Annotated in this window: 18 protein-coding genes; 12 read left to right on the top strand and 6 right to left on the bottom strand. The window is 61.1% G+C overall.

Features of this window, described 5'->3' with window-relative positions:
- Positions 1-24: 24 nt before the first annotated feature.
- A complete protein-coding gene (locus AC1DK3_RS13250; RefSeq protein ID WP_477192651.1) occupies positions 25-492 on the bottom strand; it encodes a peroxiredoxin in 468 nt (155 codons plus the stop codon).
- Between the two features lie 294 nt (positions 493-786).
- Between AC1DK3_RS13250 and AC1DK3_RS13255 the strand changes: the two genes are divergently transcribed.
- Positions 787-4,461, top strand: coding sequence for an AsmA-like C-terminal region-containing protein (locus AC1DK3_RS13255; RefSeq protein ID WP_477192652.1), 3,675 nt, complete (start codon positions 787-789; stop codon positions 4,459-4,461).
- A gap of 8 nt (positions 4,462-4,469) precedes the next feature.
- On the opposite strand, the gene tyrS is transcribed toward AC1DK3_RS13255, so the two are convergent.
- Positions 4,470-5,729 (bottom strand): tyrosine--tRNA ligase, encoded by a 1,260-nt coding sequence (gene tyrS / locus AC1DK3_RS13260; RefSeq protein WP_477192653.1) that lies wholly within the window; start codon positions 5,727-5,729, stop codon positions 4,470-4,472.
- Between the two features lie 89 nt (positions 5,730-5,818).
- On the opposite strand from tyrS, the gene AC1DK3_RS13265 reads away from it, so the two are divergent.
- On the top strand, positions 5,819-6,940 hold the full coding sequence (locus tag AC1DK3_RS13265) for an anhydro-N-acetylmuramic acid kinase (RefSeq protein ID WP_477192654.1): 1,122 nt from the start codon (positions 5,819-5,821) through the stop codon (positions 6,938-6,940).
- A 32-nt stretch (positions 6,941-6,972) separates the two neighbouring features.
- On the opposite strand, the gene AC1DK3_RS13270 is transcribed toward AC1DK3_RS13265, so the two are convergent.
- A complete protein-coding gene (locus tag AC1DK3_RS13270; protein ID WP_477192655.1) occupies positions 6,973-7,755 on the bottom strand; it encodes an alpha/beta hydrolase in 783 nt (260 codons plus the stop codon).
- Positions 7,756-8,045: 290 nt separating this feature from the next.
- Between AC1DK3_RS13270 and AC1DK3_RS13275 the strand changes: the two genes are divergently transcribed.
- The 9 genes from AC1DK3_RS13275 (at position 8,046) to AC1DK3_RS13315 (ending at position 16,456) form a co-directional block, all read left to right on the top strand.
- Entirely contained in the window at positions 8,046-9,617 is a 1,572-nt protein-coding gene (locus AC1DK3_RS13275) for an aminotransferase class V-fold PLP-dependent enzyme (RefSeq protein WP_477192656.1), read from the top strand.
- Positions 9,618-9,670: 53 nt separating this feature from the next.
- Entirely contained in the window at positions 9,671-11,140 is a 1,470-nt protein-coding gene (sufB, locus tag AC1DK3_RS13280) for a Fe-S cluster assembly protein SufB (protein WP_477192657.1), read from the top strand.
- A 241-nt stretch (positions 11,141-11,381) separates the two neighbouring features.
- Positions 11,382-11,642 carry a hypothetical protein gene (locus AC1DK3_RS13285; RefSeq protein ID WP_477192658.1) on the top strand — a complete coding sequence of 87 codons (261 nt, stop codon included), beginning with the start codon at positions 11,382-11,384 and terminating at the stop codon, positions 11,640-11,642.
- A gap of 14 nt (positions 11,643-11,656) precedes the next feature.
- Positions 11,657-12,412, top strand: a complete 756-nt coding sequence (gene sufC / locus AC1DK3_RS13290) for a Fe-S cluster assembly ATPase SufC (protein WP_477192659.1) — start codon at positions 11,657-11,659, stop codon at positions 12,410-12,412.
- 1 nt (position 12,413) lies between these two features.
- Positions 12,414-13,751 carry a Fe-S cluster assembly protein SufD gene (sufD, locus tag AC1DK3_RS13295; RefSeq protein ID WP_477192660.1) on the top strand — a complete coding sequence of 446 codons (1,338 nt, stop codon included), beginning with the start codon at positions 12,414-12,416 and terminating at the stop codon, positions 13,749-13,751.
- A 4-nt stretch (positions 13,752-13,755) separates the two neighbouring features.
- Complete coding sequence (locus tag AC1DK3_RS13300) at positions 13,756-15,039, top strand: cysteine desulfurase (RefSeq protein ID WP_477192661.1); 1,284 nt, start codon at positions 13,756-13,758, stop codon at positions 15,037-15,039.
- Positions 15,040-15,224: 185 nt separating this feature from the next.
- A complete protein-coding gene (locus AC1DK3_RS13305; protein WP_477192919.1) occupies positions 15,225-15,545 on the top strand; it encodes an SUF system Fe-S cluster assembly protein in 321 nt (106 codons plus the stop codon).
- A 75-nt stretch (positions 15,546-15,620) separates the two neighbouring features.
- On the top strand, positions 15,621-16,007 hold the full coding sequence (gene sufA, locus AC1DK3_RS13310) for a Fe-S cluster assembly scaffold SufA (RefSeq protein WP_477192662.1): 387 nt from the start codon (positions 15,621-15,623) through the stop codon (positions 16,005-16,007).
- A gap of 32 nt (positions 16,008-16,039) precedes the next feature.
- Positions 16,040-16,456, top strand: a complete 417-nt coding sequence (locus tag AC1DK3_RS13315; protein WP_477192663.1) for a TfoX/Sxy family protein — start codon at positions 16,040-16,042, stop codon at positions 16,454-16,456.
- Positions 16,457-16,459: 3 nt separating this feature from the next.
- On the opposite strand, the gene AC1DK3_RS13320 is transcribed toward AC1DK3_RS13315, so the two are convergent.
- Entirely contained in the window at positions 16,460-18,301 is a 1,842-nt protein-coding gene (locus AC1DK3_RS13320; RefSeq protein ID WP_477192664.1) for a DEAD/DEAH box helicase, read from the bottom strand.
- A gap of 704 nt (positions 18,302-19,005) precedes the next feature.
- On the opposite strand from AC1DK3_RS13320, the gene AC1DK3_RS13325 reads away from it, so the two are divergent.
- Positions 19,006-20,415, top strand: a complete 1,410-nt coding sequence (locus AC1DK3_RS13325) for a fatty acid desaturase family protein (protein WP_477192665.1) — start codon at positions 19,006-19,008, stop codon at positions 20,413-20,415.
- Between the two features lie 57 nt (positions 20,416-20,472).
- Here AC1DK3_RS13325 and parE read toward each other — a convergent pair whose 3' ends face one another.
- Both parE and panC read right to left on the bottom strand, forming a co-directional pair.
- Positions 20,473-22,482: a DNA topoisomerase IV subunit B gene (gene parE, locus AC1DK3_RS13330; RefSeq protein ID WP_477192666.1), complete on the bottom strand. Its 2,010-nt coding sequence runs from the start codon at positions 22,480-22,482 to the stop codon at positions 20,473-20,475.
- A gap of 169 nt (positions 22,483-22,651) precedes the next feature.
- Positions 22,652-23,503 carry a pantoate--beta-alanine ligase gene (gene panC, locus AC1DK3_RS13335; RefSeq protein ID WP_477192667.1) on the bottom strand — a complete coding sequence of 284 codons (852 nt, stop codon included), beginning with the start codon at positions 23,501-23,503 and terminating at the stop codon, positions 22,652-22,654.
- Between the last annotated feature and the right edge of the window lie 50 nt (positions 23,504-23,553).

Genomic DNA, 23,553 nt, shown 5'->3' on the forward strand with positions numbered 1-23,553 from the left:
GTGCCCGCATTCGCACCGTTTTGATCAGGATTTGAGCGCTTTAACCGTCTCTAGAACCTCTTCGGCATGCCCCGGAACGCGGACTTTGCGCCAGCTGCGGAGAAGTTTTCCCGATTTGTCGATCAGGAAGGTCGAGCGTTCGACGCCCATGTATTTCCGGCCGTACATCGACTTCTCGACCCATACGCCATAGGCGATCGCGGTCTCCTTCTGCTCGTCGGCAGCTAGGCGAACGGACAGGCCGTGTTTGGTTTTGAATTTTTGATGGCTCTTTGGACTATCGGGGGAGATGCCGATGATGTCGGCTCCTGCGGCTGCGAATTCTTCGGCGAGGCAGGAGAAATCTTTTGCCTCCTGCGTACAACCCGAAGTGTCGTCCTTCGGATAGAAATAAAGGACGACTATGCGGCCCTTCAATTTGGAAAGCCGGATCTCTCCACCGATGTCATCAGGCAAGCTAAAATCAGGCGCCTTCTTTCCATCCTCGATCATCTTGAACGTGCCTTTCTTTTGTCGCTTTTCGGCACTGTAGCTGACACGTCGAGCGAGCGGAGGCCAGACAGATTTAGACTTTCTTTTTGAAAGCTTTTTTTGTCCGTTCCCGGCGACAGCACGAGGGGTCGGGCCGGTATGGCCCGCGGGGGTTTTTGGGGAGCGGCGTTGACGAAACTGGCAACCGGCGGGCGCCCTCCAAATCGGCGCGACGCCGATCAAAGCGCGCAGCTAAATGTCGTGCCACGAACTGCTGTTTCGCAGCGCGTGGCGACGGCTCCGTCCGAGCCTGCATTGGCTGACGAAGAAGAAGGAGCCGCGTCTGCCGGTCTCCGGCATTTCTTTAGCGGCTGCCGCGTTCTCTTCTATTGCGTCGTGCCGTTGGCGTTGCTTGCGATGATGGCGACCGGCCTGCTCTATGTACGGCTGAAGCATGGTCCGATCGCTTTTGATTTCGTCGTCTCGCCGATCGAGCGCGGCATCAACGCGGAACTCGTTACGAGCTCGGTGAAAATCGACGGCGCCGAACTCAGGCTTGGGCCAAACAGCGAGTTGGAATTCCGCTTGAGAGACGTGAGCGTGCTCGAGCAGGGCGGCGATGTTGTGCTCTCGTCGCCGCTTGCCGCCGTAAACATCTCGATGGCGGCGCTGGCGCGCGGACGCATTGTTCCGGCGCGCATTGAACTCATCGATCCGATCATCGCGCTGGCCTATTCCGAGAAATCCGGTTTTGTTTTCGAGCGGGCGATCCCGAAGCCGACGCCGGTGCGTCCGGATGGTAGCACCCCTGCCGCTCCGCCGCCTGTCGCCAACCCGGGAACAACGGTCGTTCCTCCGCGCTCGGCGGTGGAAGCGGGAACGAAGGTCAATCTCGCAAAGATGCTGAGCGAGTCATCGCGTCGCGCCAGAAAGCGCCTCGACGCGACTTCGTATCTGACGGAATTCGGTCTTTCGAATGCGACGGTCGTCGTCGACTACGAGGGCCAGCGCAGCTCATGGCGCATTGATGAGGCGAGCGTCGATTTCAATCACGCCGAGCGGCGAAGCGTCATCTCCGGCCGCGCGACCGTCGCGTCGCCAAGGGGGGCATGGTCCGTATCGTTCCTGACGGACGAAAGCGTTCAAACCGGCAAGCTCGATGTGAAGGCAACGATCCGCGACCTCGTTCCATCGTCGCTCGCAGCCGCGGCGCCGCCGCTAGCCTTGCTCGGCAACTTCGAATTTCCGGTTTCGGGCGATGCCACGATCGAGCTTTCGAGCGTCGGCGATATCGAAAGCGGCGAACTCGCCGTCGAAGTCGGTGCAGGACGCGTGCGGCTTCCGCATCTGGTCCACCCGATGGAGGTCACGGCCGGTCTCTTCAAGCTGACGTTCGATGGCAAGGCCCGGCATTGGGAGCTGCAGCCGAGCCCGGTGAAATGGGCCGACGGCACAATGATGTTCACCGGGAACATGACCGACGTTGCGAAAGGAACGGATCCGCCGCAGTGGCTCTTCGCGCTCGACGGCAAGAATGGTGTTTTCGAGGCGTCGGAATTCAACGTGCCTCCCGTCACCATCGACAACTGGTCGGCGCGCGGCACGATTATACCCCGGAGGGGCTTCATCGATCTTACCGAATTCCGCCTTGCTGGTGGTGGCGGCGAGGCGACGATCAAGGCGACGACGCAGGCGGGACCACAAGGTCAGAGTATGTCGGCTGAGTTCGCCGTTTCACCGATGCCGCTTGCGACGCTCAAGGCGCTATGGCCGCGTGCGGTGGCGACCGGGACGCGCGACTGGGTTGGCAAGAACGTGTCGGCCGTCGACTTCAAAGGGGGAGTTCTTCGGTTCACGAACAGCAACGTGGGTGGCATGGAACCCGGCTCCGTTTCGACTGAGCTCGAGCGAGTCGGTGCGAGTTTCGAGGCGAGTAACGCGGTGTTCACGCCGTTGCCCGGCATGCAGGCGATTGCGGCTCCGAGCGCATCGATCCGCATCAACGACAATGTGCTCGACATCACTGTGCCCGAAGGCTCTGTCGCATTGCCGAGCGGCGGGCAGCTGCCGCTCAAGAACGGGCGTCTGACGACGGACGACATCCTGGCGCCTCGGACGAACGGCGAGATCGCTTTTTCGGCTGTCGGAGATCTTGGTCCCTTCCTTGAAGCCATGGAGCAGCTTCCGGTCCGGGCTGTGCGAGATGCGTCGCCATTGCCGAAAGCCGGTGAAGGCAAGGTGGACGCCCAGCTTGTGATCAAGCTGCCGTTCGTCCCCGGGGTTACCGGCGACGATATGACCATTACCGGCAAAGCGCGCGTATCCGACGGTCGCTTCGGCAAAGTCGCCGGCCGTTTCGATGTTCAAGGCTTTACTCTCGATCTTACACTCACCGACACGTCGCTCGATGCGAAGGGCGATCTGCTCATCAATGGCATCCCGGCGAAGGTCGTCGGACAGCGGCTACTCGGCCCGGATGCGGGGCAGCAGCCGCCGGTCAAGATCGTCGCGAAGCTGGACGAGACGGATCGCACGCAGCTCGGCCTCGACATCAACAACCTCGTTCATGGCGTCGTCCCGGTCGAAATTTCCTTGCAGAAGGGTGATCGGCCAGAGCCTGCGATCAAGTTGCATGCCGATTTGACGGAGGCGGAGCTTACATTCGAACATTTGCAATGGCGCAAGCCTGCGGGCCGGACAGCGAGCCTTGACGCGGATATCGTCAGCAGCCCGGGTCGCGACACGGAATTGCAGAACTTCAAGGTCATCAGCGACGATATCGCCGCCGATGGGCGGATCGTCATCGGCACCGACAACAAGGTCAAGGAATTCGATTTTCCTGGGGTCAATCTGAACGTCATCTCGCGGCTCGACATGAGTGGATCGCGCAGCAAGGAGGACATTTGGACGATCAAAATCGCCGGATCGAATTTCGATGCGCGAAATTTCTTCCGTTCGCTGTTCAGCGTCGGCGACGGTCCGGACCGGAAGGACAAGGCGTCGTCGCCTGGTGCGCACGTTACCGTCGACCTCGCGAACGTCATCGGTAGCTCCGACGTTTCGTTGCGCAATCTCAAGATGGCGATCGAAATGCGCAACGGAAATCTCGCGAGCCTCGATGCCAAGGGTACGCTTGACGGGGGAGCGTTGCTCGTCGCGAAACTCGATCAAGGCCAGGGTGGGCGGAGATTGGTCGTTACCTCGAGCGACGCGGGCCAGGTGATGAAGCTCGTGAACTTCTATCCCAATATGACGGGCGGGAAGATGCAGCTCGAAGTTGGGCTCGACGGCGCTGGGCCCGCGGAAAAGACCGGCGTTCTCGTCGTCGACAATTTCAGGGTTCTGGGCGATCCGATCGTTTCCGAAGTCGTCAGCAGCGCTGATGATGGGCGTCCGGCGATCGGCGGCAACCGCAAAGTTACGCGCGAGGTTTTCGATTTCACGCGAATGCGCGCGCCCTTCTCGGTCGGATACGGTCAGTTCGTGCTGCAGGAATCCTATCTCAAAGGGCCGCTGCTCGGCGCAACGCTTCGCGGCAAGGTCGATTTCAGGACGAAGCGCGTAAACATCGGCGGCACTTACATTCCGTTGCAGGGTTTGAATGGCGCACTCGGCGACATTCCGCTGCTCGGGCAGATCCTTTCGGGCTCGCAGGGCGAGGGAATTGTCGGAATGACATTTGCCGTTCAGGGGCCGACGTCCGACCCGCAGGTTATCGTCAACCCGTTCTCTCTCGTCGCGCCTGGAATATTCCGGGACATATTCCAGATGACGTCGATGGATCCGACCATTCAGGTGCGCGAAGACCGGGCTCCGCAAAAGCCGGTCGAGGACCGCGTGCGCGCGGCGCCGCCCGTTCCCTCCGTTGCGGGCGACAAGCCGAAGTCAAAAGCAAAGACACCGGCGCCAGCGCAGGCCAAGGCGAAGAAGCCCGCTCCGAAGGAGGCTGAGGCGGTCGACGGTTGGTCGTCGACGACGACCAACCACTGAGCGGGTGGTTAGACCGGTTTCAGAAGCACGTGCTTCTTTTTGCCGAGCGAAAGCTTGATGACGCCGTTCGCTCCGGCGTCGGCGGTGCCGACGGTTGCCTTGTCGCTCGTCACGGCTTCGTCGTTGACCTTCAGGCCGCCGCCTTGGATTTGCCGGCGGGCTTCGCTGTTCGACGCGACAAGGCCCGCTTTCACGAACGCCGTCAGAACGCCAAGCCCGGCATCCAAATCGGCGCGGGGGATCTCGATCGTTGGAAGATCATCCGCGAGCGTTCCCTGCTCGAACGTTTTGCGCGCGGTCTCGGCTGCAGCCTCGGCCTTTTCGCGGCCGTGCAGAAGGGCGGTTGCTTCCGTCGCCAGAACTTTCTTTGCTTCGTTGATCCCGGAGCCCGAAAGGCTCTCGAGCTTGGCGATTTCGTCGAGCGGCAGGAATGTGAAGAGCTTCAGGAAGCGCCCGACGTCCGCGTCTTCCGTGTTTCGCCAAAACTGCCAGTAATCGTATGCGGAAAGCTGGGCTTCGTTCAGCCAGACCGCGCCGGCGGCGGTCTTGCCCATCTTCGCGCCGGATGCGGTCGTCAACAGCGGACACGTCAGAGCGTAGAGCTGCTCCTTGATGCCCATTCGGCGGCCAAGGTCGATGCCGGTGACGATGTTGCCCCACTGGTCCGATCCGCCCATCTGCAAGTTGCAGCCATACCGGCGGTTGAGTTCCACAAAGTCGTAGGCCTGAAGCAGCATGTAGTTGAATTCGATGAACGACAGCTCTTGGTCGCGCTCGAGCCGCAGCTTTGCGCTGTCCATCGTCAGCATGCGATTAACGGAGAAGTGGCGGCCGACGTCGCGTAGGAAGTCGATATAATTCAGCGGCGCCAGCCATTCCGCGTTGTCGACCATCAGTGCATCGGTCTTCTGATCGCCGAAGCGCAGGAATTCCGCAAAGACCTGCTTGATGCTCTCTTTGTTGGCTTCGATCTCTTCGACCGTGCGCAATACGCGCGTCTCGTCCTTGCCGGACGGATCGCCGATACGCGTGGTGCCGCCACCCATCAGGGCGATCGGCTTGCCCGCGCCGGATGTCTGCATCCAGCGGAGCATCATGATCGACAGGAGATGGYCGATATGCAGCGACGGCGCGGTGCAATCGTAGCCGACATAGGCGACGAGGCGGCCCTCGCTCGCCAATTTATCGAGGCCCTCGATATCCGAGCTCTGGTGAACAAAGCCGCGCTCGGTCATAATCTTGAGAAATTCGGATTTCGGTGTCGACATCGTTATTATTGGCTTCCGCTTGGGTGGCCGCGGGCTGCTCTAATCGAGCCGTGTCGCGGGCGGGCGACACCATGCACGGGAAGGTGCCCATGGGCAAGTTGATGCGGGCGATTGGGCTGATGAGCGGCACATCGCTCGATGGCGTTGACGTAGCCCTTCTCGAAACGGACGGGGAGGACATTGTTCGCCGCGGCCCGGCGCGGACCTATCCCTATGACGACGCCATGCGGCGCATGCTCATCAACGCGATTGCGGACGCTGGAGGTCTCGAGTCGCGGGAAGATCGCAATCACTCACTGGCGGAGGCCGAGCGGGCTCTGACCGAGTGTCATGCTGTCGCCGTCAGCCAGTTTTTCAAGGATACTGAGATCGACGGGGCGTCGGTCGACGTCATCGGGTTTCACGGCCAAACCGTTCTTCACAAGCCTGAGGCGGGCTTGACCGTGCAACTTGGGCTCGGCGAACTTCTGGCCAATTTCACGCGCTGTCCCGTCGTCTACGATCTCCGCGCTGCCGACGTCGACGCGGGCGGGCAAGGCGCGCCCCTCGTTCCAGTTTACCATCGCGCGCTCACGTCAAAGCTGCCGCAACGGCCGGTCGCGGTCGTCAACATCGGCGGCGTCGCGAACGTGACGTGGATCGGCCACGACGGCAATCTGCTGGCGTTCGATACGGGGCCGGGCAACGCGTTGCTCGACGATTGGATGGCGCGGAAAACCGGCGCGAATCTCGATTCCAACGGGGCGACCGCTTCGAACGGCAATGTCGACGAGGAAGCCGTGCGGCTTTTTCTGAGCCACGGCTACTTCCCAGAGACGCCGCCGAAGTCACTCGACCGGAATACGTTCTCGACTGATCTCGTCGACCATCTCTCGGTCGATGACGGGGCGGCGACGCTTGCGGCTTTCACGGCGCGGGCCATCGCCAGAGCGCGCGAGCACATGCCCGCCGAGCCTGAGCTGTGGATCGTCGCGGGGGGCGGCCGCAAGAACCGTGCGATCATGCGGATGCTTGCAGAGCAGGTTCAAAATGCGGTCGTGCCCGCCGAGACCGTGGAGCTCGATGGCGACAGTTTGGAAGCGGAAGCGTGGGCCTATCTGGCTGTTCGCTCAATCCGCGGTTTGCCGATCACTTATCCTGGAACCACCGGCGTTGCCGAGCCGATGAGCGGGGGGCTGCGCGCAGACCCCACCGCTCATGTGGTTCATTAGGAAGCCAGCTTTTAGAGAGTTCGGCGACGAACTTATTCGTCGTCGCTGTCGTCCTCGGTGGCCGCCGCCGCCGCCGGGGTGCTCTGGGTTTCCATGCGCTCGAGTTCGCGCTGGCGCTGGCGTTCGCGTTCGCGTTCGCGCTCGCGTTCCTTGTTGCGTTCGCGATCCTGTTCGAACTGGATCATCCGGTCGTCGAGATAGCTGCCGACGATGCCGCCGAGTTCTTCGATCTTGTTCTCGAAAAAGTGGTTGGCGCCGGGCACGACCTCATGCGTGATCTTGATGCCTTTTTGCACCTTAACCTTTGCGGCCATTTCGGCGACCGACGCCGTCGGGACGACACGGTCGATGTCGCCGTTGATGATCAGGCCCGAAGAGGGGCAGGGCGCGAGGAAGGAGAAGTCGTAGAGATTAGACGGCGGGGCGACGCAGATGAAGCCATCGACCTCGGGACGCCGCATCAGCAGCTGCATGGCAATCCACGTTCCGAAGGACACGCCGGCGATCCAGCACGTCTTGGCGTCGGGCTTAACCTGCTGGAGCCAGTCGAGAGCGGATGCCGCATCGGCAAGCTCGCCCGGGCCGCCATCCCAGACGCCCTGGCTGCGACCCACGCCGCGGAAATTGAACCTCAGCACGGAAAATCCACGTGCGGCAAAGGTGTGGTAGAGCGAATAGACGACCTGATTGTTCATCGTGCCCCCGAATTGGGGATGGGGATGCAAAATCAGCGCGATCGGGCTGTCGCCGTTGCTTTCGTGATGGTACCGGGCTTCCAGGCGTCCGCCTGGGCCATTGATAATAAGTTCGGGCATCGGAGATTACTCGGTTTTTTCGGGTGATTGGGTTCAGGCGTTGGCTTCAGAGCGACTGGGGAAGCCAATGTATGGCCTCCGGGCGATCAAATCCTTGTGGGTCGAATCTCAATCCTTGACTCCGGCGCTCAGGATTTCCATAACTTTAGAACCGTTCGAAATACTGGGGTCCTGGCTCGTTTACAAAAGGCATTGGATCAGGGCGGCTCTCTTAGCACAGTCCGGGGTGCCGGACGCAAGGTTTGGATTCCGTCGCCACTTGGGGCGACGATAGTCCGGAGATTAGAAACGTGGAATTGACGACCAAAGGCCGCTACGCGGTCATGGCCATGGCCGATCTCGCCGGGCATGCCGATGAAGGCGCCATAGCGCTATCGGTCGTCGCTGAGCGGCAGAGCCTGCCGCTTGCCTATCTTGAGCAGCTTTTCGTGCCACTTCGCCGCGCCGGCCTCGTCGAAAGCGCCCGCGGCCGGTCCGGCGGTTACCGGCTTTCCAAGCCTGCCGCGGAAATCTCGATTGCTGCGGTCATGGATGCGGTCGAGGAAGATACGCGGTTCACCCGTTGCTCGCATAACGATCCGCGCTGCTCTACCGCGACGCCTTGTGTCACGCATTGGCTTTGGAGCGCGCTCAGTGAGTCGACGGGGCAGTTCCTGTCCTCCGTCAATCTCGCCGACGTCATTACGGGCGGGCGATATTCGTCGCGGCCGATATTCGCAGCCGCTGCCGCGCGACCAGCGGGAAAGCGAACATACCTCGATTATAATGCCACGGCGCCGCTTCGGCCCGAGGCCAAGGTTGCGATGATCGCGGCGCTCGACGTCGTCGGCAATTCTTCATCGGTTCATGCGGAAGGACGTCGCGCTCGCGCGGTCGTCGAGGGAGCGCGCGAAAGCGTCGCGCGTCTGATCGGCGCGAAGCCGTCCGAGATTGTTTTCACGAGCGGCGCGACGGAAGCCAACAACTGGGTGATCGCGCAGCCGTGGGCGTCGATTTTGACGAGCGGCGTCGAGCACGATTCGGTCCTCGCGCCGGTCCGTTCTGCGCACGGCGAAATCATCATGCTGCCGGTCGACCGGAACGGTGTGGTGAACGTCAAAGACGTCACTGAGCAGGTATTGCCGCGGGGCTTTGCGCGGCCATCCCTTCTTGCGCTCCAGCTCGCCAACAATGAAACCGGTGTCGTTCAGCCTGTCGCGGAAATGGCCGGGCTGGCGCGATCGCATGGGCTCAGCGTGCATACGGATGCCGTGCAGGCGGCCGGCCGAATGGCGATCGATTTCGCCGCACTCGGGGTCGATACGCTGGCGCTCTCCGCGCACAAATTGGGCGGGCCTAAAGGTATTGGCGCGTTGGTCATTCGCGACCATATAGATCTTGTGCCCTTACTTCGAGGCGGCGGCCAGGAACGGCGGCGGCGGGCGGGAACAGAGAACGTCGCGGCAATCGCCGGATTTGGCGCAGCTGCAGAAGCCGCGCTTCGTGACTTGCAGGCGGCGCCGGCCATCCGAGCTTTGCGGGATGAGTTCGAGGCCGACGTAAAACGCATCAATCCCGATGTCGTGATCATCAGCGAAGGCGCAGCGCGCCTCGGAAATACGACCGCATTGGCGCTTCCCGGGAAGCTGGCCGAGACGCTGGTCATCAGGTTGGATCTCGCCGGAATCGCTGTAAGCGCCGGCTCGGCTTGCTCATCCGGCAAAGTCGGCGCGAGCCACGTTCTCGAAGCGATGGGATTAGGTCACGACATTGCTGCGGGCACCATCCGCATCAGTCTCGGACCGGCGACGACGAAGGACGACATCGCGGCATTTCTGGCCGCATGGACGACGATCGCAGGGGCGCCGGCGCTCGCTGCGTAACGACATTTAGTTGAAGGGCCGCCGGTTGGCGGCGTTGAAAGAGAGACGAAGAAATGGCTGCTGTTCAGGAGACGATCGATCACGTTCGGAAGATCGATGTCGACCAGTACAAGTACGGTTTCGAGACGGTGATCGACAGCATCCGGGCGCCGAAGGGCCTGGATGAATCGACCGTGCGCTACATCTCGGCCAAGAAGGGCGAACCGGAGTGGCTTCTGAATTGGAGGCTCGAGGCGTTCACCCGCTGGAAGGCGATGACCGAGCCCACGTGGGCGAAGGTGCGTTATCCGAAGATCGATTTTCAGGATCTTTATTACTACTCGGCGCCCAAATCGACCGAGGGTCCGAAGAGCCTCGCCGAAGTCGATCCGGAGTTGCTCGAGACCTATAAGAAGCTCGGCATTCCGCTCAAGGAGCAGGAGATTCTTGCGGGTGTGACGTCGCCGCGCGTCGCGGTCGATGCCGTGTTCGACAGCGTCTCGGTCGTCACGACGTTCAAGGACGAGCTGAAGAAAGCGGGCGTGATTTTCTGTTCGATCTCGGAAGCCGTGCGCGAGCATCCCGAACTCGTGAAGAAGTATCTGGGCTCGGTTGTGCCGCAGTCGGACAACTATTACGCGTCGCTGAACTCGGCAGTGTTCTCCGACGGCTCGTTCGTCTACGTGCCGGAAGGCGTGCGCTGCCCGATGGAGCTCTCGACCTATTTCCGCATCAACGCGAAGCAGACGGGACAGTTCGAGCGCACGCTGATCATCGCCGATCGCGGCGCCTACGTATCCTATCTCGAGGGTTGCACGGCGCCGATGCGCGACGAAAACCAGCTGCACGCGGCGGTCGTCGAGCTTGTGGCTCTCGACGACGCCGAGATCAAATACTCGACGGTGCAGAACTGGTACCCGGGCGACGCCCAGGGCAAAGGTGGCATCTATAACTTCGTGACGAAGCGTGGCGATTGCCGCGGTCATCATTCGAAGATCTCATGGACGCAGGTGGAAACCGGCTCGGCCATCACGTGGAAATATCCTAGCTGCATTCTGCGCGGCGACTATTCACGTGGCGAGTTCTATTCGATCGCCGTTTCGAACGGCTATCAGCAGGTCGACAGCGGAACGAAGATGATCCACCTCGGCAAGAATTCGTCGAGCCGCATCATCTCGAAGGGCATCGCGGCGGGCTATTCGGAGAATACCTATCGCGGTCTCGTGTCGGCGCACCGGAAGGCGACGGGCGTTCGCAACTTCACGAACTGTGACTCGCTGCTCATCGGCGACAAGTGCGGTGCGCACACCGTGCCTTACATCGAAGCGAAGAATTCGAGCGCGCATTTCGAGCACGAGGCGACCACGTCGAAGATCTCGGACGACATGCTGTTCTACTGCCGTCAGCGCGGGCTTTCGTCGGAAGAGGCGGTTGCGCTCGTCGTCAACGGTTTCGTCCGCGATGTGCTGCAGCAGCTGCCGATGGAGTTCATGGCTGAGTCGCAGAAGCTGATTGGCATCTCGCTTGAAGGAAGCGTGGGATGATCGGAATGCCGGCTCATAATTTGGGAACGTTGCCACTGGCTCCGTTGCCGGAGCCGGCGGCCGCAATTCTTGCGGGCGGCGACCCGCAGCATGGTTCGAATTCTTTCCCTCGAGACCGCGCACAGTGCTGCATGGTCCCGTTTTTTCCGTCAACGTCCGAAAATCGATTGCCCGTAGAGCTGTGGTCAGTGGGAAACAGCGAACGGTACAGCGGCCAGGGTGAGAACGTTGAGGTGAGGCCATGACCGACTACGGCTACGGCGCGACGCCGATCAACTGGAAGGGCTGGGCGTCGACGCTGGTTTTGGTGGTGGCGCTGCTCGCGGTTCTCCGGCTTTTTGTTTTGCCGATTCCCGGCGGTGCTCCGCACTCGATTTGGGACGTCGGTTTAGGTTTGGCGCTCGCACTCGCGGTCGTCGTCGTCTTTTCGTTGTTTGCGAAATCGAAGACGAGCGGGGAGTGGGGTTGGCGCTGGGGTAAGAATTCAAACGGAAGTTTATAGGAACGGTTGCTGAGATGCTTGAAATCAAGAATTTGCACGTAAAGCTGGCGGATGAGGATCGCATGATCCTCAAGGGGCTTTCGCTGACGGTGCCGAAGGGTGAAGTGCACGCCATCATGGGGCCGAACGGCTCCGGCAAGTCGACGCTCGCGTATGTGCTCGCGGGGCGCGACGGCTACGAAGTCACCGACGGCGACATCCTTTGGAATGGCGAGTCGATCCTCGACATGCAACCGGACGAGCGTGCCGCGAAGGGCGTGTTCCTGGCGTTCCAATATCCGATGGAAATTCCGGGTGTGGCCGGCCTGACGTTTCTTCGTACGGCGCTCAATTCCATTCGCAAGAAGCGCGGCGAAACCGAGCTGACGACGCCTGCCTTCCTGAAGCTCGCGAAGGAGAAGGGCGCGAAGCTCAACATCGATATCGACATGCTGAAGCGGCCGGTCAATGTCGGGTTCTCGGGCGGCGAGAAGAAGCGCTCGGAAATCCTGCAGATGGGACTTCTCGAGCCGACGCTGTGCGTGCTCGACGAAACAGATTCGGGCCTCGACATCGACGCGCTGCGGATCGTCTCGGAAGGCGTCAATGCGCTTCGTTCGCCCGATCGCGCATTCCTCGTCATCACGCATTACCAGCGGCTCTTGAATTACATCGTGCCGGACAAGGTGCACGTGCTCGCGGACGGGCGCATCCAGAAGACTGGCGGCAAGGAACTCGCGCTCGAACTCGAGAAATCCGGCTACGCAGAATACTCGCATAAGGCAGCCTGAAATGAACGTAGCAGTTATGAAGACCAAGGCGGAGCAGGCCATCTCGGAGAGCTTCGAGGCGGCCGCTGCGAAGCTTCCGGGCAGCGCGGCGGTGAAGGCGCGCCGTGCGGAGGCAATCGGCACGTTCGGCGGTCTCGGGCTTCCGCACCGGCGGATCGAAGAGTGGAAATACACGGATCTGCGCGCCAACCTCAAAGAGGTGCTGCCTGCCGCCGTCGAGGATAAGACTCCGCTGAGCATCGGCGAACTCATCGTCGCGCTCGGGCCGTTGGCTCACGTCGACGCGCATCGCATCGTGTTCGTGAACGGCCACCATCGTGCAGACCTCAGCGATATCGCGGATGCCAAGGGATTGGCGATCTCGACCGTCGGGAAAGCGCTTCAGTCGGCGTCGGAAGAGACCGTCGTCCGCTTGGCTTCGACGCCAGAGGGCGGGGACGCCGTCGAGGCGCTCAACACCGCCTTCATGACCGACGGCGCCATCGTGGACGTCGCCAAGGGCTCGACGGTCGCCAAGCCGCTGCTGATCGTTTTCGTTCGTGCGGGCTCCGAGGCGAACGCCGTTACCGTCCGGAATTTGATCACGGTCGGCGAAGGCGCACGCGCGACCATCGTCGAAGCGAATGTCGTGCTGCCGGGAGCTGTTCGTGACGCGCATCTCAATGCCCTTGCGGAAGTGTCGGTCGGGAAGGGCGCGACCCTCAATCACGTCAGGTCGGCGGTCGATGAAGGCAAGTCGCTGCATCTTTCGAATTGCGAGGTAACGCTTGCAGCCAATGCAACCTATCGCGGCTTCCAATTTTCGTCGAACCTCGGCTTTGCACGGCATGGCAGCAACATTCGTTTCGACGGCGAAGGCGGCAAGCTCGATCTTTCGGGTGCGTATCTGGCGCGGCATTCCGAGCACGTCGACAACACACTCGTCGTCGACCATGCGGTGCCGCGTTGCGAAAGCCGGGAGCTGTTCAAGGGCGTTCTCGACGGTCACGGCCGCGGTGTGTTTCAGGGCAAGGTCATTGTTCGGCCCGACGCGCAGAAGACGGACGGCAAGCAGATGGCGCAAGTGTTGATGCTGTCCGAGGATTGCGAGTTCGATTCAAAGCCCGAACTCGAAATTTACGCCGATGATGTCGTTTGCGGTCATGGTACGACGAGTGCGGAACTCGATTCCGATCTTCTCTTCTACTGCCGCTCGCGGGGAATTCCTGAGAAGGAGGCCCGCGCGCTGATGATCGAATCGTTCATTGGTGAGGCGCTCGACAAGGTCGAGCACGAGGGGCTCAGAGAGGCGCTTGCATCGTACGCGATGCAGTGGCTCGGCCGCTCGCCACGCGGATAGGCATATGGGACGCGAAACGTCGATTGATGTAGCGAGAAGCACGGCCTCGCACGCGGGGCTGACGGCGGCGCCTTATGACGTCGAAAGCATTCGGGCCGATTTTCCGATTCTCTTTCGCGAGGTGAACGATCGTCCGCTCGTCTATCTCGATAATGGAGCGTCGGCGCAGAAGCCGCTCTCCGTCATCGAGGCGATGGATCACGCCTATCGCTTCGAGTACGCGAACGTGCATCGCGGGCTGCACTATCTCTCGAATACCGCGACGGAGCACTATGAGGCGGCACGGGAAACCGTGCGCCGCTTTCTCAATGCCGAGCATCAGGACGAGATCATCTTCACGCGCAATGCGACGAGCGCGATCAATCTCGTTGCGCGTTCGTTCGGCGAACCCAGGATCGGCGAGGGCGACGAGATCCTCATCACGATCATGGAGCATCACGCCAACATCGTGCCCTGGCACTTCCTGCGCGAGCGGAAGGGCGCCGTTCTGAAATGGGCGCCGATGACGGATAGCGGCGAGCTGATCATTGAAAAGCTCGAGAGCCTGATCACGAAGCGCACGAAGCTTGTCGCCGTTACGCATATGTCGAACGTGCTCGGCACGATCAATCCGGTGAAGGAAATCATCAAGATTGCGCACGCGAAGGGCGTGCCGGTTCTCGTCGACGGCAGTCAGGCGGCCGTGCACATGGGCGTCGACGTTCGCGATCTCGATGCCGATTTCTATGTTTTCACGGGGCACAAGACGTACGGACCGACGGGTATAGGCGTGCTTTACGCGAAGCGCCAACACCTCGCCGCCATGCCGCCTTACGAGGGCGGCGGCGATATGATCGAGACCGTGACGCTCGACAACGTGACGTACAACCAGCCGCCGCACCGGTTCGAAGCGGGTACTCCGGCCATCGTCGAAGCCATCGGCCTGGGCGCCGCGCTCAACTACATGATGCAGATCGGACGAGAAAAGATTTCGCTCTACGAAGCGGAGCTTGGCCACTACGCGGCAGAACGCCTGGCTGAGCTACCGTGGCTGAAGCTTTACGGGACTGCGCCGGGAAAAGGCTCGATCTTTTCGTTCACGATCGACGGCCTGCACCCGCACGACGTTTCGACGATCATCGACCGGTCGGGCGTCGCTATTCGCGCCGGTCATCACTGCGCGCAGCCTCTGATGGAGAGGCTTGGGGTTACCGCAACCTGCCGTGCGTCTTTCGCGTTGTACAACACAAAGGCCGAGGCTGACGCGCTGGTGACAGCGCTTACCAAAGCTCATGACCTTTTTACTTAAGGAGCTTCCGTATGGACGGGAAGCAAATTGAAGACCGGGCAGCCGTGAAGCAGGCGGTCGAAGCGCTCGACGCGCCGCCGACATCGCCTCCGGATGGCGGCATCATTCCGGACCCCGTGCCGGAAATTGCGACGCCGGATGAGCAAAAGTCGACTGATCAAAAGACGGCGGCTGCGACGACCCCGCTGCCGCGGGAAGAGGTCGAGCGGCTGACGGAGGACATCGTCGCTGCACTGAAGACCGTTTACGATCCCGAGATCCCTGCCGACATCTATGAGTTGGGATTGATCTACAAGGTCGAGATCGACGACGACCGCAATGTCGCGATCAACATGACCTTAACGGCTCCCGGATGCCCGGTTGCCGGCGAAATGCCGATCTGGGTTGAAAATGCCGTCAACGCGGTCCCGGGCGTCGCGCAGACGAAAGTCGCCATCGTGTTCGATCCGCCTTGGGATCAGAGCCGGATGTCGGACGAAGCGCGCCTCGCTGTCGGCATGTTTTGAGGACGACCTCGCATTTGAGCGCCGAATTCCTATATGATGTGGCTGTAGCCACGACTCGCACATACGGAGGCCCGCGTGCCCTCGCTTAGAATGATGCCAAAAGTCATGACCCTGACCGATGCCGCCGCGTCGCGCGTCTCCGCGCTCATTGCGCAGAAGCCCGGCGTCAAAGCCCTCAAGATCGGGGTGAAGAAGGGCGGCTGTGCGGGCATGGAATACACCATGACGTGGGCTGAAGAGATCGGGAAGTTCGACGAGATCATCGAGGAAAAGGGCGCGGTCGTCCTGATCGATCCGGCTGCGATGATGTATCTGCTCGGCACCGAGATGGACTATAAGACGGAGAAGCTCTCTTCGCAGTTCGTGTTCAATAACCCGAACCAGAAGAGCGCGTGCGGCTGCGGCGAGAGCGTCAATCTCGAACCGGCAACGCCTCCGGGATTTGCTCCCCCCGCAGCTTGATGAGAACGCGGGCGCGGGCATGACGGTCGATCATGTCCGCCAATGACGAAATTCTCGAAATTCTGAAGGATGCGCTGGGCCGTGCGGGCTCGGTTCGCGGGCGGCGCATGTTTGGCGGCGTCGGCGTTTATTTCGACGGCATCTTCTTCGCGATCATCGACGACGGTGCGATCTATCTCAAGACGTCGGACGAGACACGGCCGAGGTTCGCGGCCGAATGTTCGCGCGCGTTCTCGTACATGACGAAGAACGGCCGCGCGGAGCTGCATTCCTATTGGCTACTTCCAGAGCGCCTCCTGGACGACGCGGAGGACCTACGAGACTGGGCGTCCGCATCGGTCGCGGCTGCGAAACATGCGGCTTTGCATACCAAGGAAAAAGTTTCGCCGGCTCGCGCCGTTGGAACGACGAGGCCGGCGAAACAGAAGGTCAAGCCGAAGAGGCGCTGATGATCAGCCGCGTCCCGGGACTTTCATCGGTCGCGGTGGCTTGCGCATGAACGCGGGCACGTTCTCGGCAAAGCCTAAACGCTCATCACCCTTGTGAGAGGGTTGCTGCTTACGAGGCGCTTCCCTTGCCGCTTCCCGCTTCTCCGGCCGCTCATGGGCATGGCGAGCCTGTCGCTGCGCGGGTGCGGGCTCGTCCGTCCACGCATCTGGAGCGGGTTTCGGACGCTGAGGACGCCGTCCCGGTTCTGCTGACCGACGAGGATGCTCGGACCGTGCGTGCTCGGATCTTGGGTGATCAACGCTCGGCTGATCAGACCCCTGGTTCTCAGGCCTCGGTTGCTCGGATCTTGAATGCTCGGATGATCTCGAGCGGTCGGATCTTGCGTGTTGGGGCCGTGGCTGCTCGGATTGCGGTCGTGGCGCTCTCTCCGGGCGAGGCGTGCGCTTACGCTCCTGGCGCTCCGGGCGGTGCGTTTGCTCCATCGGCTCCGCATGCTCCGGCTGAGCGTGCTCGTGCTGGGGCGGGGGAGCGATTTGCTCGGGTCGTTCCCGACGCTCGGGTGCGCGGTCTTTATGTTCCCGATGTTCTGGCGGGCGGCTGGCTCGTTGGGCTGCCTGCGGCGGTCTCCGTGATTTATCGGGGCCCGAGCTTTGGCCGCGTCCACCGCGACCGCGGCGGCGTTTGCCGGCGCCTGCGATATCTTCCTCGGTCGGCGGATCACCGAGCCAGACGGCTGTTTCGGCCGTGACCTTCTCGATGTCCTTCACGAACTTCAGGTCGTCCGGGCTTACGAGCGAAATCGAATGGCCCTCGTGACCGGCGCGTCCGGTTCTGCCAATGCGATGAACGTAATCGTCCGCAGCCCAGGGGAGGTCGAAGTTGAAGACGTGGGACACTTCCGGGATGTCGAGGCCGCGCGCCGCGACATCGGACGCTGCCAGCAGCATGACTTCGCCGGCCCGAAACTTGTCGAGTGTTTCCGTCCGGCTCGACTGATCCATGTCGCCATGAAGCGCACCGGCGTTGAAGCCATGCTTCGTCAGCGATTTGTGAAGGACGGCGACGTCACGCTTGCGGTTGCAGAAGATGATCGCGTTCTTGACGTTGCCGTCGCGGATCAAATTGCGCAGAACATCGCGCTTCGCCCAGTCTTCGCTGTTCGAGCAATAGACGAAGCGCTGCGTGATGGTCTTCGCGGTCGTCGCGGGCTTTGCGACTTCGATCCGCTCGGGATCGTTCAGGAATTGATTGACGAGCCGCGTGATCTCCGGCGGCATCGTTGCCGAGAAGAACAGCGTCTGGCGCCGGGGCGGCAGAAGCTTGCAGATTTTCTCGATGTCCGGAATGAAGCCCATGTCGAGCATGCGGTCGGCTTCGTCGATGACAAGGATCTCGACGCCCATAAGCATGACGCGGCCACGCCCGAAATGGTCGAGAAGCCGGCCGGGGGTCGCGATCAGAACGTCGACGCCACGGTCAAGCTTCTTGACCTGGTCGTCCATCGAAACGCCGCCGATGAGGAGCGCGACCTGCAGCTTGTGATTTACACCGTATTTTTCGAAACTTTGCTCGACCTGGGCAGCAAGCTCTCGGGTCGGAGCGAGGATCAGCGAACGGGGCATTCGTGCTCGCGCGCGGCCGGTTTCGAGGCGCGTGATCATCGGGAGGACGAACGAAGCCGTTTTTCCTGTGCCCGTCTGGGCGATGCCGAGCACGTCTCGTCCGGTAACGGCAACCGGGATGGCGGCGGCTTGAATCGGGGTGGGGTTTGCGTAACCCGCAGCCGTTATGGCCGCTTGAACCTTGGGCGAAAGCCCTAGGTCAGCGAACGTCTTGGTTTCCAAAAGTCAGTATCTCCATCTGCACAGCTCGGATGGTCCGGCGCAACGCAGCGTCAGACAGTCTTTCAAGAGCGCAGGGGGAACGGGTGCCGAAAGGACCTAAGCCGAAATAGGAGTGCGGATCAAAAAGCATTTAAAAAATGCGCAAATCGATCCCCTGCGCTCCGGCACATTCGGGTGCTCGCATACATCTTGGTCCAGCGCAAGGGAATCTCGGCGGTTTAGGCCTCTAAACCCGCGGGGTTGTGTCACAGGTGAGGAAAGGATGAGCGAATTCGGGCGCTTGCCCGGACGTCGTCACTATGCGCCGGTCTTGAGAGGCACTCCCACGGTGCAGAAGGCGACGCCGAGGATGCCCGCAGTGCCCGGTGGCGCTCAGGAGGAGTAGAATGTTGGCCCGACAATGGCCGCGGGACGAAACTGCGTCGCGCACTCATTGGCGTAGGGGGCATAGGTCGCGAGGTATAGGACGCCGGTCCGGTTGAAGGTTGAAGGTGATTACAAACGGTCCCAGCCCAAGAACGGCTTATTTGTCGTATCAGTGAAAATGACTTTTGGATCAATAATCAGTGCCGTAGATATTTGCCCGGGGGCGCAGATACCGGTCGGGCACGCTGGTTCGCTAAAAGTCGATGGCGTTGCCTGGTGCGACGTGATTCTCAGGTTAGAGATACGCGAGCGCTGCTGAAATTCGCTAGGATCGATCGATGGCTGGAAGTGCTGATTCTTCGGTGAGTGGAGCCGGTCTGACGATTCGCGGAGCCGCGACGATCGGCGAAGCGCGTCCGAAAGGCGTCCGCCGCGGTGATGCCATCCGAGATCTCAAGACGCGGGATAACTACACGAATTTCCGCCATATCGCGTTTGTCTACCTCGTCATCGCTGCATCGATTGGCTTGACCATTTGGAGCTACGGCGCGGTCGCGGAGGCAGGTCTCGGGTGGTGGTGGAACATCCCCATGACGCTTTTGTGCATTGCCGAGGTCGGCGCGTCGCAACACCAGTTCGGCGGCGTCATCCACGAGGGGACGCACTTCATCCTCTTTGAAAATAAGACGCTGAATGAATTGGTATCCGATTGGCTCGGCGGGTTTCCGATCTACACGTCGACGTTCCAATACCGGCTGCACCATCTCGCGCATCACCAATTCATCAACGACCCGCTCCGCGATCCCGACTGGGCTCAGCTGAATGAAAGCGGTCATGACCTCGACTTCCCCATCACTCATTTCGAGATGCTGAAGGAACTCGGGAAGCAGCTTTGGCTGCCAAATCTTTTCCGCTACATGATCGTGCGTGCCCGCTACAGCGCGCTCGGTACCGACAACAACCCGTACATGGACCGCGAGCGCAAGGGCGAGCGGCTACCGACGCTGATGGGCGTCATTTACGCCGTGTCGGCGCCTGCCGCTGCGATCACGCTCATCAAGTTGGGACATGGCGCGTGGGCCTTCGCGGCGCTTGGCGCGATGACGGCGGCGGCTGTTGCGTACTTCTATTTTCTCGATGAGGAGAAGCTGCCGCACGCGCACGTCGACACGGTGATTTCGCATCGGACGACGAACATCAGCCGCATCCTCTTTATGGCGATTGTCTATACGGCTCTGACGGCGATCGAAGTTGCGGGATGGGGCCCGGCTTGGGATTACTACGGGCTCTTGTGGATTTTGCCGCTCTTCACGGCGTTTCCGCTCTTCATGATCATGCGCCAATGGGTGCAACACGGAAATGCCGATCGCGGGCGTTACACGAACACCCGGGTGTTTCTCGTCAACCCGTTCATTCGTTACGCGGTGTTTCCGTTCGGCATGGATTATCACCTGCCGCATCACGTCTTCGCGTCCGTGCCCCACTACAAGCTGAAGGGCTTGCACGAGCTGCTGCTGCAGGATCCCGAATACCGAGACAAGGGGATCGTCGTTGAGGGCTACTTCAACTCGCCGCATGGCAAGGTCGAGGATCGCAATCCGACCGTCATCGAGGTTCTGGGTGAAAAGTACGCGCCGGAGCCGGGCGGTAACGTCTACCTCGATACCGATACGCTCGAATACGCCAAGGTGAGCGACGCTGCCGCCATTCTGCGCGAGAACGAAGCGTCTCTGCGCGACGGTACATAAAAAACGAGAGGAGCGTTTGCGCTCCCCTCGTTCAAGCTGCCAACGTATCGTTTCGTCTCAGATGTCCAGGTCCTTCGCGAAAGCGGCGTGCTCCTGGATGAAGCGGTAGCGCGCTTCGGGCTTCGAGCCCATCAGCGCGTTGACGACATCGCCCAATCCGCCGCGCGCATCTTCGCTGATGCCGACCTGCAGAAGCGTCCGCTTCCTCTTGTCCATGGTCGTCTCTTTGAGATCTTTGAAATCCATCTCGCCGAGGCCTTTGAAGCGCGTAACCTTTGGCTTCCGGCCCTTGAAGCGCGTGGCGATAAGTTCGTCGCGATGCACTTCGTTGCGCGCGTAGGCAACGTCGCTCTTGTCGGAGATTTTGTAGAGCGGCGGAACAGCCAGAAACAGATGGCCGTTTTCAACGAGTTCCGGCGTCTCCTGATAGAAGAACGTTATCAGGAGCGAAGCAATGTGGGCGCCGTCCACGTCGGCGTCCGTCATGATGATCACGCGCTCGTAGCGCAAATCCTCGTCGCGATATTTGGTGCCGGTGCCGATGCCGAGCGCCTGAATGAGATCGGCGAGCAGCTGGTTTTGTGACAGCTTCGCCGATGACGCGTTGGCGACGTTCAGGATTTTACCGCGTAGCGGCAGGATCGCCTGGGTTTCGCGATCGCGCGCGCTCTTGGCGCTGCCTCCGGCGGAATCGCCTTCGACGATGAAGATTTCTGTGCCTGCTGCCTGCTGAATCGAGCAGTCGGCAAGCTTGCCGGGGAGGCGCAGCCTGCGCGTGGCTGATTGGCGTCCGACCTCTTTCTCGCGGCGGCGCTTCAAGCGCTCTTCGGACTGCTCGATGGTCCACTCGAGCAGTTTGGTCGCCTGTTGCGGGCTATCGGCGAGCCAGTGGTCGAAGGCGTCGCGGACAGCCGTTTCGACGATCTTCGTCGCTTCGACGGACGCGAGCTTGTCCTTCGTCTGCCCCTGGAATTCGGGTTCGCGAATGAAGACTGACAGCATCGACGCTGCCGTGCCCATCACGTCTTCCGACGTGATCTGAATTGCTTTCTTGGCGTTGACGAGTTCGCCATAGGCCCTGAGGCCCTTGTACAACGCCTGACGCAGGCCGTTCTCGTGCGTGCCGCCTTCGGCAGTTGGGATGGTGTTGCAGTAGGAGGACGAGAAGCCGTCCTCGTTGGCGATCCAGGCAACTGCCCATTCGACCGAGCCGTGACCGGCTTCCTTCTCCACCCGGCCCGAGAATATGTCCTTCGTTACCTGGATTTGGCCGTCGATCGACGCCGTCAGGTAGTCGCTCAAACCGCCGGGGAAGTGGAACACCGCTTCGGCGGGCGTTTCGTCCTTGATGAGTTCGGGATCGCACTTCCAGCGGATTTCGACGCCGCCGAAAAGGTAAGCCTTCGAACGGGCCATCTTCATCAGGCGGGCGGGCTTGAAAGCGCAGCCTTTGCCGAAGATCTTTTCGTCCGGCTTGAAGCGCACCTTGGTGCCGCGCCGGTTCATGATCGAGCCAAGCTTCTCGAGCTTGGTTTGCGGCTCGCCGCGCGAGAATACCATCCGGTAGAGCTGCTGGTCGCGCGCCACCTGGACTTCAAGCGTTTCGGACAGTGCGTTGACGACGGAAACGCCGACGCCGTGCAAGCCGCCGGACGTGTTGTAGGCTTTCGAATCGAACTTGCCGCCGGCGTGCAGCACCGTCAGCACGACTTCGAGCGCGCTCTTGTTCTTGTATTTCGGGTGCGGGCCGATGGGGATGCCGCGGCCGTTGTCGGTGACCGTCAGGAAGCCGTCGGTCGAAAGTTCGACCTCGATCCACGTCGCGTGGCCCGCGACGGCTTCGTCCATCGAGTTATCGATCACCTCGGCGAAGAGGTGGTGCATGGCCTTTTCGTCAGTGCCGCCGATATACATGCCGGGGCGGCGGCGTACGGGCTCCAGGCCTTCGAGCACTTCGATGTCGTGCTCGCTATAGGCGCCCGTTTCGGCAGGCTTGCGTGCACGCGACGATTTTTCAGTCATTTCGTTATCGAATTCCGGAAAGAGGTCGGTTTGAGATCGGCTCATCTGCAGCCCTTGATCGTCTGTGGCGTGACCCAAACGTTCGGAAAGAAGCGGCGGGACGCCCGACAGCAGAAGCCGCTGAAGCGAATCTTGAGGGCTACTTATAACCTGAGCCGGGCTGAAGCCACCATCGCCTTTGCGACTTGTGGCGGCACGGCAACGCGCAAACGCCTTAGACTGCGACGTTATCGATCAATCGCGTCTTGCCGAGCCAAACAGCAGCCAGGACGCGCAGCGCCCGCCCATCTGCCGCAGGCGGCACGGCCAGCGTTTCGGCGTCGCGGACCTCGATATAGTCAATTCTCGCAAACCCGGCTGCGATGAGCTTGCGCTTGGCGTTGGAGATGCCGGTCGGCACATCCGCGCCATTTGCAACATCTTCGGCGAGCGAGGAAATCACGGCGTATAGCGCGGGGGCAATCTTACGTTCGGTTTCGCTCAGATAGGCGTTGCGGGATGAAAGCGCCAGCCCGTCGGTGTCACGCTTGGTCGCTCCGCCGATCAGCTTCACGGGGATGTTGAGATCGCCGACGACCTGTCGCAGCACGGCGAGCTGCTGATAGTCTTTTTCGCCAAAAATCGCGATGTCGGGCGTGACCTGGTTGAAGAGCTTCGTGCATACCGTCGCCACGCCGTCGAAGTGGTTTGGACGGAATGCGCCGTCGAGATCCTTGGCGGCGCTGCCGGCGCGGACACCCGCGGAAAAACCCTCCGGATACATTTCCTCAACAGTCGGCGCCCAAACGAGATTGGCGTCAGCATCGGCGAGCTTTTGCAGGTCGCCAGCCTCGTCGCGCGGGTAGCGCGAAAGATCTTCGGCTGGCCCGAACTGCGTGGGGTTGACGAAGATCGAAACGACGACTTTGTCCGCCTTCTTCCTGGCAAGCTTGACGAGCGTAAGATGGCCGGCGTGGAGCGCGCCCATCGTCGGCACGAGGGCGATCGTCTGGCCACGCTGGCGCCATTTCGAGGTGGCTTTTCGGAGGTCGCGCAGATTGCGGACGACTGTGATGATTTCGGACAAAGCTTAGGCCCAGATGAGATTTCGGGGCAGTGGTGCAGGGATTACGGGCA

The organism is Hyphomicrobium sp. 01T421, from assembly GCF_056398805.1.